The 16,309-nt window shown below is 70.1% G+C and carries 14 protein-coding genes; 10 read left to right on the top strand and 4 right to left on the bottom strand.

The window, feature by feature from the left end; translation table 11 throughout:
* Position 1 precedes the first annotated feature (1 nt).
* From IPJ61_RS05075 to IPJ61_RS05100, 6 genes are all read left to right on the top strand, one after another.
* Positions 2-1,660 (top strand): hypothetical protein, encoded by a 1,659-nt coding sequence (locus IPJ61_RS05075; RefSeq protein WP_297103797.1) that lies wholly within the window; start codon positions 2-4, stop codon positions 1,658-1,660.
* Entirely contained in the window at positions 1,626-1,841 is a 216-nt protein-coding gene (locus IPJ61_RS05080) for a hypothetical protein (protein WP_297103799.1), read from the top strand. Before IPJ61_RS05075 ends, IPJ61_RS05080 begins: the two co-directional genes overlap by 35 nt.
* A gap of 115 nt (positions 1,842-1,956) precedes the next feature.
* Positions 1,957-3,015, top strand: a complete 1,059-nt coding sequence (locus IPJ61_RS05085; protein ID WP_297103801.1) for a hypothetical protein — start codon at positions 1,957-1,959, stop codon at positions 3,013-3,015.
* 1 nt (position 3,016) lies between these two features.
* Positions 3,017-4,015 (top strand): hypothetical protein, encoded by a 999-nt coding sequence (locus IPJ61_RS05090; protein ID WP_297103802.1) that lies wholly within the window; start codon positions 3,017-3,019, stop codon positions 4,013-4,015.
* Positions 4,016-4,049: 34 nt separating this feature from the next.
* Positions 4,050-5,153 (top strand): hypothetical protein, encoded by a 1,104-nt coding sequence (locus tag IPJ61_RS05095; RefSeq protein ID WP_297103804.1) that lies wholly within the window; start codon positions 4,050-4,052, stop codon positions 5,151-5,153.
* 66 nt (positions 5,154-5,219) lie between these two features.
* On the top strand, positions 5,220-6,050 hold the full coding sequence (locus tag IPJ61_RS05100; protein ID WP_297103806.1) for a hypothetical protein: 831 nt from the start codon (positions 5,220-5,222) through the stop codon (positions 6,048-6,050).
* A gap of 30 nt (positions 6,051-6,080) precedes the next feature.
* Here the strand turns inward: IPJ61_RS05100 and IPJ61_RS05105 are convergent, their stop codons facing one another.
* From IPJ61_RS05105 to IPJ61_RS05120, 4 genes are all read right to left on the bottom strand, one after another.
* Entirely contained in the window at positions 6,081-8,291 is a 2,211-nt protein-coding gene (locus IPJ61_RS05105) for a 6-phosphofructokinase (RefSeq protein WP_297103808.1), read from the bottom strand.
* Positions 8,288-8,722, bottom strand: a complete 435-nt coding sequence (locus IPJ61_RS05110; RefSeq protein WP_297103810.1) for a DUF3052 domain-containing protein — start codon at positions 8,720-8,722, stop codon at positions 8,288-8,290. Before IPJ61_RS05110 ends, IPJ61_RS05105 begins: the two co-directional genes overlap by 4 nt.
* Positions 8,723-8,835: 113 nt before the next feature.
* A complete protein-coding gene (aceE, locus tag IPJ61_RS05115) occupies positions 8,836-11,595 on the bottom strand; it encodes a pyruvate dehydrogenase (acetyl-transferring), homodimeric type (protein WP_366505255.1) in 2,760 nt (919 codons plus the stop codon).
* Positions 11,596-11,699: 104 nt separating this feature from the next.
* Positions 11,700-12,473, bottom strand: coding sequence for a PHP domain-containing protein (locus tag IPJ61_RS05120; protein ID WP_297103812.1), 774 nt, complete (start codon positions 12,471-12,473; stop codon positions 11,700-11,702).
* Positions 12,474-12,619: 146 nt separating this feature from the next.
* On the opposite strand from IPJ61_RS05120, the gene IPJ61_RS05125 reads away from it, so the two are divergent.
* The 4 genes from IPJ61_RS05125 to IPJ61_RS05140 all read left to right on the top strand — a co-directional run bounded on the left by IPJ61_RS05125 (position 12,620) and on the right by IPJ61_RS05140 (position 16,145).
* Positions 12,620-13,711 carry a PucR family transcriptional regulator gene (locus IPJ61_RS05125; RefSeq protein WP_459251263.1) on the top strand — a complete coding sequence of 364 codons (1,092 nt, stop codon included), beginning with the start codon at positions 12,620-12,622 and terminating at the stop codon, positions 13,709-13,711.
* A 227-nt stretch (positions 13,712-13,938) separates the two neighbouring features.
* Entirely contained in the window at positions 13,939-14,871 is a 933-nt protein-coding gene (locus tag IPJ61_RS05130) for an ACP S-malonyltransferase (protein ID WP_297103816.1), read from the top strand.
* A gap of 2 nt (positions 14,872-14,873) precedes the next feature.
* Positions 14,874-15,860, top strand: a complete 987-nt coding sequence (locus IPJ61_RS05135) for a beta-ketoacyl-ACP synthase III (RefSeq protein WP_297103818.1) — start codon at positions 14,874-14,876, stop codon at positions 15,858-15,860.
* Positions 15,861-15,899: 39 nt separating this feature from the next.
* Positions 15,900-16,145, top strand: coding sequence for an acyl carrier protein (locus IPJ61_RS05140; protein WP_297103821.1), 246 nt, complete (start codon positions 15,900-15,902; stop codon positions 16,143-16,145).
* The last annotated feature ends 164 nt before the right edge of the window (positions 16,146-16,309 follow it).

Raw genomic sequence — 16,309 nt, forward strand, 5'->3', positions numbered from 1 at the left:
CATGCTTCAGCTCGGCACAGGAATGAAGACCGTCGAAGGCGTCACCGTCTTCCCGGACCACGCGGACGAGAACCAGTACTGGTACCTCCCCGCGCACCTCGAGATCGCCCGGCGGCAGCCGGACAACTGGCCCCAGTTCAGCTTCATCAAGTACAAGCGCGCCGCCACCGCGGGCGGCGTCGAGGGCGGCGGGTTCCTCATGTTCACCGTCGCGCTCACCCTCCCGGAGGCGGTCGAGCGTAAGATCCGCGCGGAGATCCCCGCCAACGCGAACCTGACGGCCGTTCCTTTCGACTCCGGCACCGTCGAGTGCGTCGCCCTCAACCTGCAGGGCCCCGGCGGCACGACGGCGACCGTCAGCGAGGCGGGCACCTTCATCGCCGTGCAGGAGATCCTCGGCGCGCGGACGCCATCGCTCTTCGGCGAGAACCACGCGGTGTTCAGCCTCACGCTGAGCGCGGAGGGCGCGACGCTGCTCGAGTCCGCGTTCGCGCAGGGGGCTGCGCCGATCGGCGTCATCTACACGATGACGTTCACGGCCATGCAGCCCTCGCTCGACGTGAAGATCACCGCCGACTTCGAGCGGATCTATCAGCACTTCAGCGCGGGGCTGAACGCGAACCTCTACTACGTCGAGGTCGCCATCCAGGCCGGCATCGAGGAACTGGTGCAGACCGGCGCCATCAAGATCGAGGTGACGAACTACAGCACGGCCGCGGACAAGCAGGACCAGGAGAAGATGGCCATCGACTTCTTCATGGAACACCTACTCCAGGCCTGGTTCACGCCCACGCTCACCCCGGGTGCCCTGCAGGGCGGCATGGCCTCTGCGCCCAAGGCCACCGGCACGTCCCTGTTCGGGAAGGATGACGAGAAGAAGAAGACCGACGGCGACACCCCGGCCCGGCCGGGTGGGGGCGGGAGCGGGGGTGGGGGCGCCCAGCCGCCCGCACCCCCGCCACCACCGCCGCCTGGAGGCGGGGGGAATCCGCCGGCTCCTCCTGCGCCGCCCGGCGGAGGCGGCGGCAACCCGCCTTCTCCCCCGACGCCGCCAGGAGGGGGCGGAAGGAACCCCGGAGAGCCGGCCGTTCCGTCGATCAACCCCGGCGGCACCACTCCCACGCCTCCGGGAACGCGGGAGTACGTCGCCCGCTTCGTGGAGGGCGACACCGGGCGCGAGGTGCCCGGCCTCTACACCGTCGGCTACCTCGTCGGTGAGGAGTACGTGGACACCTCGCCCGCGGAGTCCACCGCGCGCGTCCGGATGACCCTTCCGGCTAACTGGGCGGGCGGCATCGCGGCGAACATCAGGGCGCTGCCGGAGCTCGCGATCGCGGACGCGGACGAGATCCGCCGCCACGCGACGACGGGCGAGCAAGTCGTCGCCAGCGGGCAGCGCCCCGGCGATCTCGGGATCACCTTCGTGGAGTTCCCGAACCCCGGCCCCGGCCCGCTCGCGACGGACTTCCAGATCCCGGTCAGGAAGACCATCGTGTCGGCCAGCTCGCCCGACGCCCTCGTCGCCGCCATCTTCCCCGGCGGTCAGCTCCTCCAGCGCGGCGTCTACGACTGCCGCCGCGTCACGGGGACCAACACCTACGAACTCATCGCCCTCGACACCTCGAATGGCTTCATCTCAGCACCAGGAGGCGCATCATGAGCCCGAATCCCGGCGACGCACCCGCCCCGCCGACACCTCCGGCACCGCCCACGCCACCGACACCACCGGCACCGCCCACGCCGCCGGCTCCGCCCGGTGGGACCAACCCGCCAACCCCGCCCGGTGGGTCCAACCCTCCGACGCCGCCGGCTCCCCCGACGCAGCCGAACCAGCCCGGTAGTGGTGGCGGGACGAGGCCCGCAGGCAACGGCTCCGGCACTCCGGCCGCCCCTGGCGCCGCACCGGCGGTACCCGGCGCCAGCGCCGGCGGCTCCGGCGCGATCCTCACCTTCGCCATGAAGGCGATCAAGCAGGTCGAGCGCAAAACGATGGTGTTCGAGTACCACCGCAGGCAGGCCGTCACGCGCCAGTACGCGCCGCAGTCGCTGATCGGCATGATGCTCGACGACCTCAAGGGACCCGGGCACTTCATCGAGGTCGACCTCGACGACCCGTTCTTCCGTTCCCTCGACGTCGAGGTGTCGTTGACGACGGCGTTCGCGCCGATAGGGCTCCAGTCGGTCGCCGTCGCGCTCGACTACGGCGACGCGAGGAACCCGCAGAAGCACCGCCACGCCGACCTCGTCTTCGATGCGACGCGCACCGCCCCGCAGCACTGGATCGTGCCCATCGCGGGCGACTACGACCTCGGGTACCGGCCGCGTATCGAGTACCACTTCGACCCGCAGTCCGGTTGGGCGGCGGAACGCAACGAGATCGTCGTCGAGCCGGGCAGGATCGAGGACCGCACGCTGCAGCTCGACCCGACCGCCTACATCGGACTGCTGCAGGTCGAGGTGCGGCCAGAGCGGCTCGACCCGCTGGAGGTGTCGTCGGTCACGGTCGTCCTTGCCCACGCCTCGAGCACCGGGTGGACCACCACCCGCACCTTCGAGGTGCGGCCCGACAGCGAGCCGCAGACGTGGCGCGTGCGGACCGAACACGGCGACCAGATCCCGTACACGGTCCAGCGCACCTACCACCTCACCGGCGGCGGGACCATCGTCTTCGAGCCCGTCGATGCGACCGCAACCACCGTCGCGGTCAGCTCGCCGTTCGCGGACCACCTGACCCGTCGCGTCGACTTCGCGATTCCGCCTGGTCGGTTCGCCTCGGTGATCCTCGACGTCACCTACGACGACGGCTCCCACCGCGTGGCGCGCCGCCTCGAACTCGACGGCGCGGGCCTGTCCCCGGCGCGGGTCGAGATCGGCGTCGTCGACCCGACGGTGCGGGAGACGACGACACAGGTCACGCTGCTGGGCACAGGCGGGGAGATCGTGCGCGGCGCGCCGTTCACCGGCGACGCCGAGTTCCTGTCCGTCGCCGAGGATGCAACGATCAGCGGGGCGTGACATGAGCACGGCGATACTGGCTGCGCCTGTGACGGGAGAGGCGCGCATCGCGGCCCTCATCGACCGCGTCGCGCTCGTCCGCCCCGCGCAGGCCGCGCGCGCACAAGCGGAGCTGGAGATCGCCCTCAGCGCGCTCCGTCGCTCGGTCACGGGCGACCTCGCCTGGGAGTCGAGCTGCCTCACGCCGTGCCGCTATCCCGTCGAGGTCGCGGTCACGTCCGCCACCGACGAGCTGCGCACCGTCGTCGATGTCCTCGCGCCTGAGGACGATCGACGCACCGCGCTGCGGGCGGCCGAGGCCGTCGCCTCCGCGTTCGGTTCGCCCGGCCTCGCCGCCGACGTCGCCGACCTCCTGCAGCGTCACCAGCAGGGGTTCGCGCCCCGCTACGGCGCCTGGCTCGGCAGCAGGCACACCGCGGAGGCGACCCGGCACAAGCTGTACGTCGAGCTCGATCCCCGAGGCGCGCGCGACGTCGTCGAGGCGCTCGCGCCTGAGGCGTGGCGGGCGCTGGGCGGCGCGGGCGCGGTGCGCTTCCTGGGGATCGGGCTGGGCGACAGCCCCGCCGTCGAGGTGTACGCGCGACCGTTCCATACCGACGGCGACCTCCTCAGGGTTCTCGCCGCGAGGGCCGGCCTTGCCGAACTCGCCGACCCCCTCGCCCACGCCACGGTCGGGGACGGCTCCGGCGAGGGGCGCAACCATGCCGTGAGCGTCGCGGCGGCGGGTGGTCGGATCACCGCCGTCGCGGCGTTCACCTTCGCCCACCAGCGCCTGGGTCGCGACCATCGCGTCCGGGACGGCGTGCTCCGGCAGGCGCGCGCGGAGCGGTGGGCCTGCACCGACCTCTACGCCGCGGTCTCTTCCCCGCTCGCCGCGCCGGAGCCGATGGTCCGTCCGTTCCACACCGCGCTCTCCGAGGTCGCCGCGACCGGCGCTCCGGGGATCGTCCACCACGTCGGGCTCGCCCCGCCCCCTCTGCCGCGTCACTCCGGCCGGTAACCCATCCCACTCACGAGTTCTAGGAGACACGATCATGAAGCAGATCACACTGGAGAACCTCCACTGCACCACCACCGAAGACTGGCTCGGCTCCGACGAGTGCCGGCTCGAGGTCTACAACGACGGCGAGCTCCACTTCGCCTACCGCCACGACCTCAACGACGGAGAGGACTGGGCGCTCGGCGCCTCTCTACTGTTCGCCCGCACGTGCGTGCTGCGGCTGTTCGACGAGGACGGCGACTTCCCCGGCGATGACGACGACGCGTTGGGCATCGTCACGATCGGCGCCGCGGACGTGCAGCACGCGGTGGCGACGTTCCGCGAGGACGACGCCGACTACACGATCACGTACTCGGTGATCGACCGCCCCGACATCGGGGAGACCGACCTCGCGACGTTCGCCCTCGATCAGTTCGAGGCCTCGGCCGCGCCGTCGGCGTGGCCGGGACTGAACAAGGCCGACATCATCGCCGACCTCCGCGAGCGCCGCTGGAACCCGATCTCCATCAACCAGGCCAACTCGAACTTCTGCGGCCCGACGTCCATCGTGTACGAGCTCGCGCGCTGGCAACCGCGGCGCTACGTCGACCTCTGCCGCCAGCTGTACGAGACCGGCGGCTTCTGGTCGCGCACGCACCGCGTCGACGCCTCACCGGGCCTTCGCGGCACCCAGTCCGGGCAGAACATGCGGCCGGCCGACTGGATGCTGATCGCCACCCTCCGCGAGAACGAGAACGCCGTCTTCGGGGTCTCGCCGACGTCGACGGGTGTGTTGAGCCAGGTTCAGGGGATGACGACGCCGTGGGAGATGGAGGGCTGGACGAGCGAGCTGCTCCTCAAGGACAACGTCGCCAACAGCACCACCTTCGTGTGGGGCGAGTTCGACGCCATCCGCTACGCCGATCAGGTGGTCATGGGCGGGGGCGTGGCGTTCATGATGATCCACTCGAAGATCTTCTATCCGCCCGAGGGCATCGTCCCGCCGTGGCCCGACCACTGGGTCGTCTACGCCGGCGGGCTCGACGAGGGCGGCGGCCGGATCCGGTTCCACGTCTACTCGTGGGGGCAGATGTACGAACTCGACCTCACGCTCGACCACTTCGAGAACTGCATGTTCGGGATCGTGACGGGGTTCTGAGATACCGGCTCGGCCGGGGTACTACCCTTGTGATCCGCGGAACTCGCATCAGGGAAGGGGGCGGTCATGTCTCAGGCTGTTGGCAGGCGCGCGGCGTCACCAGACGAGCCGCCCGAGGGGCCCCTCCCGGCGTCGCTCGCGCGTCCGCGACGCGGCAGGGTCGACGACCCGGTCGCCGTGGTCTCCGGGCCCCGCCACGTACTCGAGGAGCCCCACTCGACCCTCCGCGGGCGCCGTGCGCCGCTGCTGCTCGGCGGGCTCGCCGTGCTGATCGTCGCGGCCATCGTCATCGCCTTCGTGGTCTTTGGCGGGCGCCCCGAGCCGGCACCCCCGTCGGGCACCGGCTCTCCCCTGCCCTCGGCCTCGCCGTCGACGTCCGCGTCTCCCACCGTCACCCCGCTGGCCACCAGCGAGGTGCTGCAGCTCAACGACGCGACGCTCACCGTCTACGACGGCTGGTCCGTCCAGGACGACGAGCTGGTGCAGGACGGGCGTCGGCTGGTCAGACTCCGTGAGGACGCCACCGACGCTCGCGTCCAGGCGGTGACCCTGACATCGGTCGCCGCGTCTCTGGAGGAGACCTGCACCGCCCTTGTCGCAGACCTCACCGGCTCCTACACGGACGTCGAGGACTCTGCACCGGCCACGATCGAGGTTGCTGCCGACGCCGAGGGCGTCGTCTGCTCCTTCAGCGGCGAGCGCTCCAGTGACAAGGTGAGCAACACCGTCACATTCAGCGTGCTCCGCCGTGCCGCGGACGACCACGCGCTGGTGTTCCGCGCAACGGTACCGACGGCGCTGCCCGACGCGGCCTCCACGGAGGAGGCGCTGGAGCAGATGCTCTGCTCCGCGGCCTCGAGCTTCGACGTCGAGATCACGCGCTGCGCCACCCCATAGTCGGTCGGGCGACGCGCCGTCGGCCCGAGACTACTCCTGGCCCGGCCTGCGGCTGAGCTGATCGAACACGGGGCGCAGCGACCTCCACCACTGGTGCTTCGGCCGCTGGTTCTCCCAGTCCATGTCCTCCAGCACGATGCGCAGCGGGGCCATCAGATTCGGGGAGTCGCTGGACGCCGCCACATAGTCCGACGTTCCAGCCGCGAGCTGGTCATGGAGGTTGACGATCGCCTGATAGGCGAGGCGTGTGGCATTGACGCGGTCGAACGGCGTCGGCGTGCCACCTTGCTGCACGTGGCCGACGATCGCTTGGCGCACCGAGTACGTGCCCTTACCCTCGGCCTCGAACAGCTTGGCGAGGACGTCGCTGGTGTAGAACTCGCTGGTGTCCTCGCCCATCACGGTGAGATAGAACGAGCGGCCGGACGCGAAGGCGTCGACCAGCGCCTCGACGTCGCGGGTCAACTCCTCGAGGGTGATTCCCGTTTCCGGGGTGTATGCCTTCTCCGCGCCCGCGGCGAGCCCGCCGACCAGGGGCAGGAAGCCGCAGCCACGACCCATCGTCTCGACCACGAACGCGCGCTTGCTCGCCGAGGCCGACATGCGCACCATGTCGATGGCCCGCACGACGGTGTTGAGCGCGGTGTCCGAGCCGACGGCCATCGGCCAGCCCGGCAGGTTGTTGTCGATGCTGGCGGGGAGCACCGCGACCGGGATGTTGAACCCCGGGTAGCGCCGGCGCTCGCGCTCCATGAGGTCCACCGTCGCATACGCGTGGTAGCCGCCCATGACCAGCAGCGCGTCGATCCTGTGGTCCTCGAGCGTGCGCGCGATCTTGTAGAGCTCCATCTCCGTGGGCACCGAGCGGCGGGTCCCGAATGCGGCGCCGCCCGCGTGCGCGAGGCCCTCGACGTCGGCCCAGCCGACCTCGCGCAGGTCGCCCGCGACGAGCCCCGGCACACCACCGATCACGGCGAACATCTGGTGGCCGCGGTCAAGCCCGGAGCGCACGGCCACGCGCGCCAGCGGGTTCATGCCCGGGGCGAGCGCGCCCGCGTGCATGATGGCGATCCGCTTCGCGCCCTCCGGCACGCGCGCCGAAGGGCTGGCGCCGTTGAGGATCCGGTAGACCTCGATCATGCCCGTGAAGCCGCGGCCGCGCGCCTCGACGGCGGACTGGTAGTCGCCATTGGCGATGAGTTCCACGATGCCGCGTGTGTCCTCGACGGCCTTCAGCAGACCGGTAGTCGCCACGTTGTCGCGACGCATCCCGACGAGCACCGGCTCGGTGTCCGCGGAGGCCACCAGCACCTGGCGCACGGCCTCGACTCCGCACGCCGTCGCCATCCAGCGGTCGTAGGCCGACGGCGTGCCGCCGCGCTGCACGTGGCCGAGGATCGTGATCCTTGCATCCTCCCCGGTGCGCTCGCGCAGCACGTCCTTGATGCGCTGGGCCGTGATCTGCTCGCCCTGGCGGTCCTTCGCGCCCTCGGCGACGATGAGGATCGAGTCGCGGCGGCCCGCCGCGCGGCCACGGGCCAGGATGTCGGCCATGCGGTCCTCCCAGCCGTCGCGCGGCGGCGACTCGGGGAGGAAGGTGTAGTCGGCGCCGCCGGCGATGGCCGTCATGAGCGCCAGGTAGCCACAGTTGCGGCCCATGACCTCGACGACGAAGGTCCGGCGGTGTGACTCCGCCGTCGAGCTGATGGCGTCGATCGCCTCGGTGATGCGGTGCATCGCCGAGTCGGTGCCGATCGTCATGTCGGTGCCGATCATGTCGTTGTCGATCGAGCCGACGAGGCCGACGATGTGCAGCCGCGGGTGCGCGTCCGCCTGCTCGGGCGTGATCCGGCCCTCGTCGCGCAGCTGCGCGATGTGCTCGTCCCACTCGAGGCTGAGCGCGCGAGAACCCGAGAGGGAACCGTCGCCGCCGATCACGATCAGCCGGTCGATCCCGACCTTTATGAGGTTCTCGACGGCGGTCCTGCGTCCCTCAGGTGTGCGGAACTCAGCCGACCGCGCCGTGCCGATGACGGTGCCGCCCTTGTTCAGGATGCCGGACACCGAGCTCCAGCCCATATGCGTGATGTACTCGCCGCCGGAGATGGCGCCGTGCCACCCCTCCCGAATCGCGTACACCTCAGCACCCTCGTGGATCCCGGCGCGCACGATGGCTCGCACCGCGGCATTCATGCCTTGGGCGTCGCCGCCCGAAGTCATGACTCCGATTCGGATGGTCATCGGCGGTTACCCTTCGGTCGGACGACTCGGGTGGCCTGCCAGTCGGCGGCCACGTTGACGGTGTTCGTCAGCGAGAGTCCCGCGACGGTGACGCCCTCGGAGATCGACGCCGGTGCGATGAAGCCGGAACGCCCCACTTTGGGCGTCAGCAGCCAGATCTGCCCGGTGGGCGCCAGGTCTGTCATCGCGTCCACGAGGCCGTCGGCGACGTCGCCGTCCTCCTCGCGCCACCAGAGCACCACCGCATCCACGGCCTCCAGCGGCTCCTCCACCATCTCCGCGTCGATGGTGTCCATGATGTCGTCGCGTAGGTCCGCATCGACGTCTTCGTCCCAGCCCAGCTCCTGGACCAGCATGCCCATCTCGAATCCGAGCAGGTCAGCTCCTGACAGCGAATCGACGGCGCGGTCCTTGCCTTCTGCGTTGTCCACGCCCCAAGACTGCCAGATTGCGCCCCCGCTGTCAGCGTCGCCCCCACGCTGGACAGCGCGGAGCCCCCGGCGAGGACGCGCCGGGGGCTCCGTGTCGGATCAGGACGCCGTCGTCAGGCGTCGCCGCCCACGCTGCCGCTGCTGCCTGCGGTCACGTCGTCGAGGCGGTACTTCGCGGCCGCCTCCGTGGCCCATTCCTGCGGCACCTCTCCCGCGCGGGCGAGCTGCTGCAGCACCGCCACGGCGACCGAGGGGCCGTCGATGTTGAAGTAGCGGCGCGCCGCGGCGCGGGTGTCGGAGAAGCCGAAGCCGTCTGCGCCGAGCACCGTGTAGTCGCCCGGGACCCACTCGCGGATCTGGTCGGGGACAGCACGCATGTAGTCGGACACAGCGACAACCGGGCCGGGGGCTCCCTCCAGCTTCTGCTGTACCCAGATCGGCTCCTGCGCGCCGAACGGATCGTGGAAGCGCTTCTTCTCCAGCTCGAGGCCCTCGCGGCGCAGCTCGCCCCACGAGGTGACGCTCCAGACGTCGGCGACCACCCCGTAGTCCTCCTTCAGCAGCTCCTGAGCCTCGATGGCCCAGGCGAGCCCGACGCCAGACGCGAGGATCTGCGCGCGGCGCGCGTCCTCGCCCACCCCGTCGAGGGAGCCCGGCTTGACGAGGTACATGCCGCGGAGGATGCCCTCGACCTCGACGCCCTCCGGCTCTGCCGGCTGGACGATCGGCTCGTTGTAGACCGTGAGGTAGTAGATGAGATCCTCGGGGTTCTCGCCGTACATGCGGCGCAGGCCGTCCTTGACGATGTGCGCGATCTCGTAGCCGTAGGCCGGGTCGTAGCTGACGACGGCGGTATTGGTGGACGCGAGGATCGGCGAGTGGCCGTCCATGTGCTGCAGGCCCTCGCCCGTCAGCGTCGTGCGGCCCGCGGTGGCGCCGATCATGAAGCCGCGCGCCAGCTGGTCGGCGGCGGCCCAGGCGCCGTCGCCGGTGCGCTGGAAGCCGAACATCGAGTAGAACACGTAGATCGGGACCATGGGCTCGCCGTGCGTGGCATACGAGGAGCCGACGGCGGTGAAGGCCGCGATCGAGCCGCCCTCGTTGATGCCCGTGTGCAGGATCTGCCCCTGCTTCGACTCGCGGTAGCTGAGGAACAGCTCGTTGTCGACCGGGGTGTAGTTCTGCCCGTGCGGGTTGTAGATCTTGATCGTCGGGAAGAACGCGTCGATGCCGAACGTGCGGGCCTCGTCGGGGATGATCGGGACGACGCGCGGGGCGAACTGCTTGTCGCGCATGAGGTCCTTCAGCAGGCGCACGAAAGCCATCGTTGTGGCGATCTGCTGGTTGCCGGAACCCTTGCGCATCGAGTCGTAGGTCTTGTCCGGGGGCAGCGAGATGAACTTCCGGTCGCCGCGGCGCTCGGGCAGATAGCCGCCCAGCTCCCGACGACGCTCCTGCAGGTACTTGATCCGCGGATCGTCCTGGCCGGGGTGGATGTAGGGGGGCTGGTAGGGGTTGGCCTCGAGCTGCTCGTCGGTGACCGGCACGTCGACGCGGTCGCGGAAGCCCTTGAGGTCGTCGAGCGCCAGCTTCTTCATCTGGTGGGTCGCGTTGCGGCCCGCGAAGTGCTTGCCGAGGAAGTAGCCCTTGATGGTGTGGGCGAGGATCACGGTCGGCGCGCCGGTGAACTCCATCGCAGCCTTGTACGCCGAGTACACCTTTGTGAAGTCGTGGCCGCCGCGGGTCAGACGCCAGATCTCGTCGTCGCTCCAGTCCTTGACCATGGCGGCGGTGCGCGGGTCGCGGCCGAAGAAGAAGTCACGGACGTAGGCGCCGTCGTTGGCCTTGAAGGTCTGGTAGTCGCCGTCGGTCGTGGAGTTCATCAGGTTCAGCAGCGCGCCGTCGGTGTCGTTGGCGAGCAGCGGATCCCAGCCGCGGCCCCAGACGACCTTGATCACGTTCCAGCCGGCGCCGCGGAAGAACGCCTCGAGCTCCTGCATGATCTTGCCGTTGCCGCGGACCGGGCCGTCGAGGCGCTGCAGGTTGCAGTTGATGACGAAGGTCAGGTTGTCGAGCTCGTCGTTGGCGGCCAGTTGGAGCGCGCCGCGCGACTCGGGCTCGTCCATCTCGCCGTCGCCGAGGAACGCCCACACGTGCTGCTGTGAGGTGTCCTTGATGCCGCGGTTGTGCAGGTACCGGTTGAACTGCGCCTGGTAGATGGCGTTCATGGGGCCGAGGCCCATCGATACCGTCGGGAACTCCCAGAAGTCCGGCTTCTGTCGCGGATGCGGGTAGCTCGGCAGCGCGCGCAGCTCGCCGTCGACGTAGTGCGAGTGCTCCTGGCGGAAGCCGTCGAGGTCGTTCTCGTCGAGGCGACCCTCGAGGAACGCGCGGGCGTACATGCCCGGTGAGGCGTGGCCCTGGAAGAAGATCTGATCGCCGCCGCCGGGGTGGTCCTTGCCGCGGAAGAAGTGGTTGAAGCCCACCTCGTACAGCGTCGCCGACGACGCGAAGGACGCGATGTGGCCGCCGACGCCGACGCCGGGACGCTGTGCGCGGTGCACCATGATGGCCGCGTTCCAGCGCAGCAGGCGGCGAATGCCGCGCTCGAGGTTCTCGTCGCCCGGGAACGCGGGCTCCTTGTCGACGGGGATGGTGTTGACGTAGTCCGTGCCGGTCAGCGAAGGGACGCCAATCTGACGCTCGCGAGCCCGCTCGAGAAGCTTCAGCATGACGTATCGGGCGCGGTTGCGGCCGCCCTCCTCGATCACGCCGTCGAGCGACTCCAGCCACTCCGCGGTCTCTGACGGATCGATGTCCGGCAAGTTCGTCGGCAGCCCATTGAGAATCGGCCCAACCTCGTTTTGGCTCACAGTGATTCCTCTCCCTGCTCTGCGCGCCGCCCCATTCGCCAGCTCGCGATTTTCGCCCACCCTACCGTCAAAACCATGCCCGCAACGGTGCGTTTATTTCCGCTTCAGCCGACGACGCGCTCCCGGTGCCGCGCGGCGTGCGTGAGCACATCGGCGACGGGCCACGTCGTGATGATCCGGTCCGCGGCGATGCCCGCCTCGGCGGCGCGGGCGGCACCAAGGCCGAGGTTCACCAGCTGCCGGGTGGTGTGCGCATCCGAGTCGATGCTGAAGAGGCAGCCCACCTCGTTGGCCAGCATGAGGAGCTCCAGCGGCGGGTCCGCACGGTCCGGCCGCGCGTTGATCTCGACGGCGACCCCGAACATCGCGCACGCCGCGAACACCACCTCGGCGTCGAACCGCGACTGCGCGCGCCACGTCCCGTCCTCCCTGCGCCGCCGCCCGGTGCAGTGGCCGAGCACCGTCGTGTGCGGGTTGGAGACCGCACGCACCATGCGCGCGGTCATCGCGTCCGCCGATCCGTTCAGGTCCGAATGCACCGAAGCCACGACGACGTCCAGCCGCGAGAGCAGGTCGTCGGCCTGGTCGAGCGCGCCGTCGCCGAGGATGTCGACCTCGATGCCGCGCAGGATCCGGATATCCCCCTCCTCCTGGACGCGCTCGATCTCCGCCCATTGGGCGAGCAGCCGCTCCCTGCTCAGCCCGTATGCCACCCGGAGCCGCGGCGAGTGGTCCGTGATGGCGACGTAGTCGCGGCCAAGTCGCTCGGCCTCGGCGGCCATGTCGACAAGGGAGGCGCCGCCGTCGGACCAGGTGGTGTGGGCGTGCAGATCGCCGCGCAGACACGAGACCAGGTCGTCGGCAGGGCGGGGGCTCATGGGTCCAGCCTAAACCGCCGCACCCGCCCCGGGCAGGGCGATACGCTGGCGAAATGGACCCACGCCCAGGCACGGCCCCGGCCTTGATCGCCTCCGCGCGCGCACGCGCCGGACTGATCAAGCGGCTGCGCGCCGCCACGTCGCCGATGAACACCGCGACGCTCGCCGCCATGACGGAGCGGCATGCGTGGTTCGGGCAGTTGGACGCCGAGTCGCGCTCCTGGATCAGCGTGCTGGCCCGCGCAGGCATCGACGGTTTCGCCACCTGGTTCGCGGGCGAGGAGTTCACGCCTGAGTCCGTGTTCGACGCCGCCCCGCGCGCGATGGCCCGCCGCATCTCGCTGCAACAGACGGTCGACCTCGTGCGCACGACGACGGAGGTCGTCGAGGAGCAGATCCAACACCTGCTCCCCCGCGGCGACCGCCAGCCCCTGCAACTGGGCATCGTCCACTACTCGCGCGAGATCGCCTTCGCCGCGGCCGCCATCTACGCGAAGGCCGCCGAGGCCCGCGGGGCGTGGGACTCCCGGATCGAGGCCACCATCGTCGATGCCGTCGTGCGCGCCGAGGCCGACGAGTCCGTGCTGTCGCGCGCCTCGACGTTGGGATGGCGAGCCGACTCGAAGGTGGTCGTCGCCATCGGCGGCGCACCCCAGTCGCACCACGTCGACGGCCTGCGCCGCGCCGCGGCGAAGCTCGACCTCGAAGTGCTCGCCGCGCCCCAGGGTGACCGGCTCGTCTGCATCCTCGGCGGCCCGGGCGTCGGCGACGGCGAGGTGGAGACCTGCGAGCGCGTCTCCCAGCTGGGTGAGTTCTTCGCCGACGGGCCGATCGTCGTCGGGCCCACCGTTGAGGGCCTTGCCGGGGCGCATAAGTCGGCGCGCGCCGCCGCCTCCGGGTACCGCGCCGCGAAGGCCTGGCCGGAGGGGCCGCGCACGCTGCCATCGGCGGATCTGTTGCCGGAACGCGCGCTCGCCGGCGACGGCCACGCCCGCCGGACGCTCGCGGGAGACGTCTACTCCGCGCTCGCGACGAGCAAGGAACTCCTGGAGACCTGCGTCGGCTTCCTCGACTGCGGCTCGTCGATGGAGGCGACGGCCCGCGCGCTGTTCGTGCATCCCAACACCGTCCGCTACCGCCTCCGCCGCATCCAGGACGTCACCGGCTACAACCCGGCCGACGCCCGCGAGGCGTACGTGCTGCGAATGGCGATCACGCTGGGTCGGCTGCAGGACTGACGACGCTCCCGGGCCAGCCACCGTTTGTTGAGGAGGAGCGAGCGACGTCTCAAACGTCGCGTCCGTTTCTGAACTACACCCATGTATTTCAGGGCTCCGCACAAACGGTTCCGCGAGGACTCCGGCCCCGCCGCGGATGTCATTGTGGGGTTCCCACAAAGGCCCTTCGCACTATTTCGTGGCGTTTCTGCCCACACGACCGCCCAGGACCGGGCAAGGTATACCTCGTGCTAGCTATTGTCGCGCCCGGTCAGGGCGCCCAAACGCCCGGTTTCCTCGCCCCCTGGCTGGAGGACGCAGCCCTGGCTGAGCGCCTCGCCGAGCTGTCGGATGTCTGCGAGATCGACCTCGCGCACTACGGCACCGAGGCCGACGCCGAGACCATCCGCGACACCGCCATCGCGCAGCCCCTCCTCGTCGCCGCCGCGCTGCTCACGGGACGCGCGCTGCTGGGCGACGACGTCGCCCGGGTCGGCGCATTCGCCGGCCACTCCGTCGGCGAACTCGCAGCCATGGCGCTCGCCGGGACCATCTCAGACGGTGACGCCCTCGTGCTCGTCCGCGAGCGCGGCCGGGCCATGGCCGAGGCCTCGGCGATCCGCCCGACATCCATGACCGCCGTGCTGGCCGGTGTGCCCGAGGAGATCCTCGCGGCCATCGACGCCGCGGGCCTTACACCCGCCAACAACAACGGCGCGGGCCAGATCGTCGCGGCCGGCACCGTCGAACAGCTCGCCGCATTCGCCGAGAACCCCCCGCGCCGCGCCCGGCTCGTGCCGCTCAGCGTCGCCGGCGCGTTCCACACCGTCCACATGGCGCCTGCTGTCGCGCACCTCACCGCCGTCGCCGACGGGGTCGCCACCTCCGCGCCCCAGGCCCCGTTGCTTTCCAACGCCGACGGCGCCGTCGTCACGGACGGGCAGGATGCACTCACCCGCATGATCAACCAGGTCGCCAACCCCGTGCGCTGGGACCTCTGCATGGCGACGCTGGCCGACCTCGGCGTCACCGGCATGCTCGAACTCGCCCCCGCGGGCACGCTCACGAAGATCGCCCAGCGCAACCTCAAGGGCGTCGAACTGTTCAACCTCAACACCCCCGACCAGCTGGAGGAGGCGCGCGCATTCGTCGCCGCCCACTCCGTCACCGAAAGCGAGTAGGCATGCCGTTGCAGTCGTCCACCGGAGCACAGTACGCGCGGCTTCTCTCCGTCGGCGGAGCCCGCGGCAGCCGGGTCGTCACCAACGAGGAAATGTGCACGATGATCGAGTCCACCCCTGAGTGGATCGAGCAGCGCACCGGCATCACCGAGCGCCGGTGGGTCGCCGACGGCGAGGACGCGGAGACCCTCGGCGTCGAGGCGGCGACCAAGGCCATCGAGCGGGCGGGGCTCCAGCCCTCCGACATCGACGGAATCATCGTGTCGACCGTCTCGCACTACCAGCAGACGCCGTCGCTGGCCTGCATCATCGCCGAGAAGCTCGGCCTCACCGCCCCCGCCGCATTCGACGTCTCCGCCGCGTGCGCCGGGTTCTGCTACGGCATCGGCGTCGCCGAGGGCATGGTCCGCGCCGGCTCGGCGACCAACGTGCTCGTGCTCGGCGTCGAGGTCCTCTCGCGCTACGTCGACATCAACGACCGTTCCACGGCGTTCCTCTTCTCCGACGGCGCGGGTGCGGTCATCGTCGGCGCCTCCGACGTCCCGGCGATCGGCCCGACGGTATGGGGATCCAAGCCGGAGGGCGCGCGCGTCATCGAGATCGACGACTGGCGCGGTGTCGACCCGGAGGTCGGCGCGCACATCCACATGGACGGCCGCGAGGTCTTCAAGTGGGCCACCACGTCCATCGTGCAGAAGGCCGTCGAGACGCTCGAGGCGTCCGGCCTCACCCCGGATGAGCTCGACTGCTTCATCCCCCACCAGGCCAACAACCGGATCACCGATTCGATGTTGCGCCACCTCAAGCTGCCCGAGGATGTCGTGGTCGCCCGCGACATCATCCACATGGGCAATTCGTCGGCGGCTTCGATCCCGCTGGCGATGGAGGCTCTGCTCGAATCCGGGCAGGCCAAGAGCGGTGACAGTGCATTGATCATCGGTTTCGGCGCCGGACTCGTGTTCGCCGGCCAGACCCTTACCCTGCCCTGACCGACGCCAACCACCACCCACAACCGAAAGGAAACTCTCATGGCAAGCACCGAAGAGATTCGCGCCGACCTCGCCGAGATCGTCAACGACATTGCCGGCGTCTCCGCCGACGACGTCCAGCTGGACAAGTCCTTCGTCGACGATCTGGGCGTCGACTCGCTGTCGATGGTCGAGATCATCTACGCCTGCGAGGACAAGTTCGAGGTGTCGATCCCCGACGAGGACGCGAAGAACCTGAAGACCGTCGGCGACGCCGTCGCCTACATCGAGCGCGCCGGCTCCTAGCCGCCGCGTGAGCTCCCGGTCCGCCTTGGTTGCGGACCGGGAGCCCCGCCACTGCCGGACCATCGCCATTGCTGGTTAAGCCGGCACCGAACCACCGCTGGTTGAGCCGGGCCCCGCGCGAAGCGCCGGCCCGTGTCGAAACCAATAGACCCGCCCACAGGAGC

The sequence above is a fragment of the Tessaracoccus sp. genome, assembly GCF_016714275.1.
Lineage (GTDB): Bacteria > Actinomycetota > Actinomycetes > Propionibacteriales > Propionibacteriaceae > Arachnia.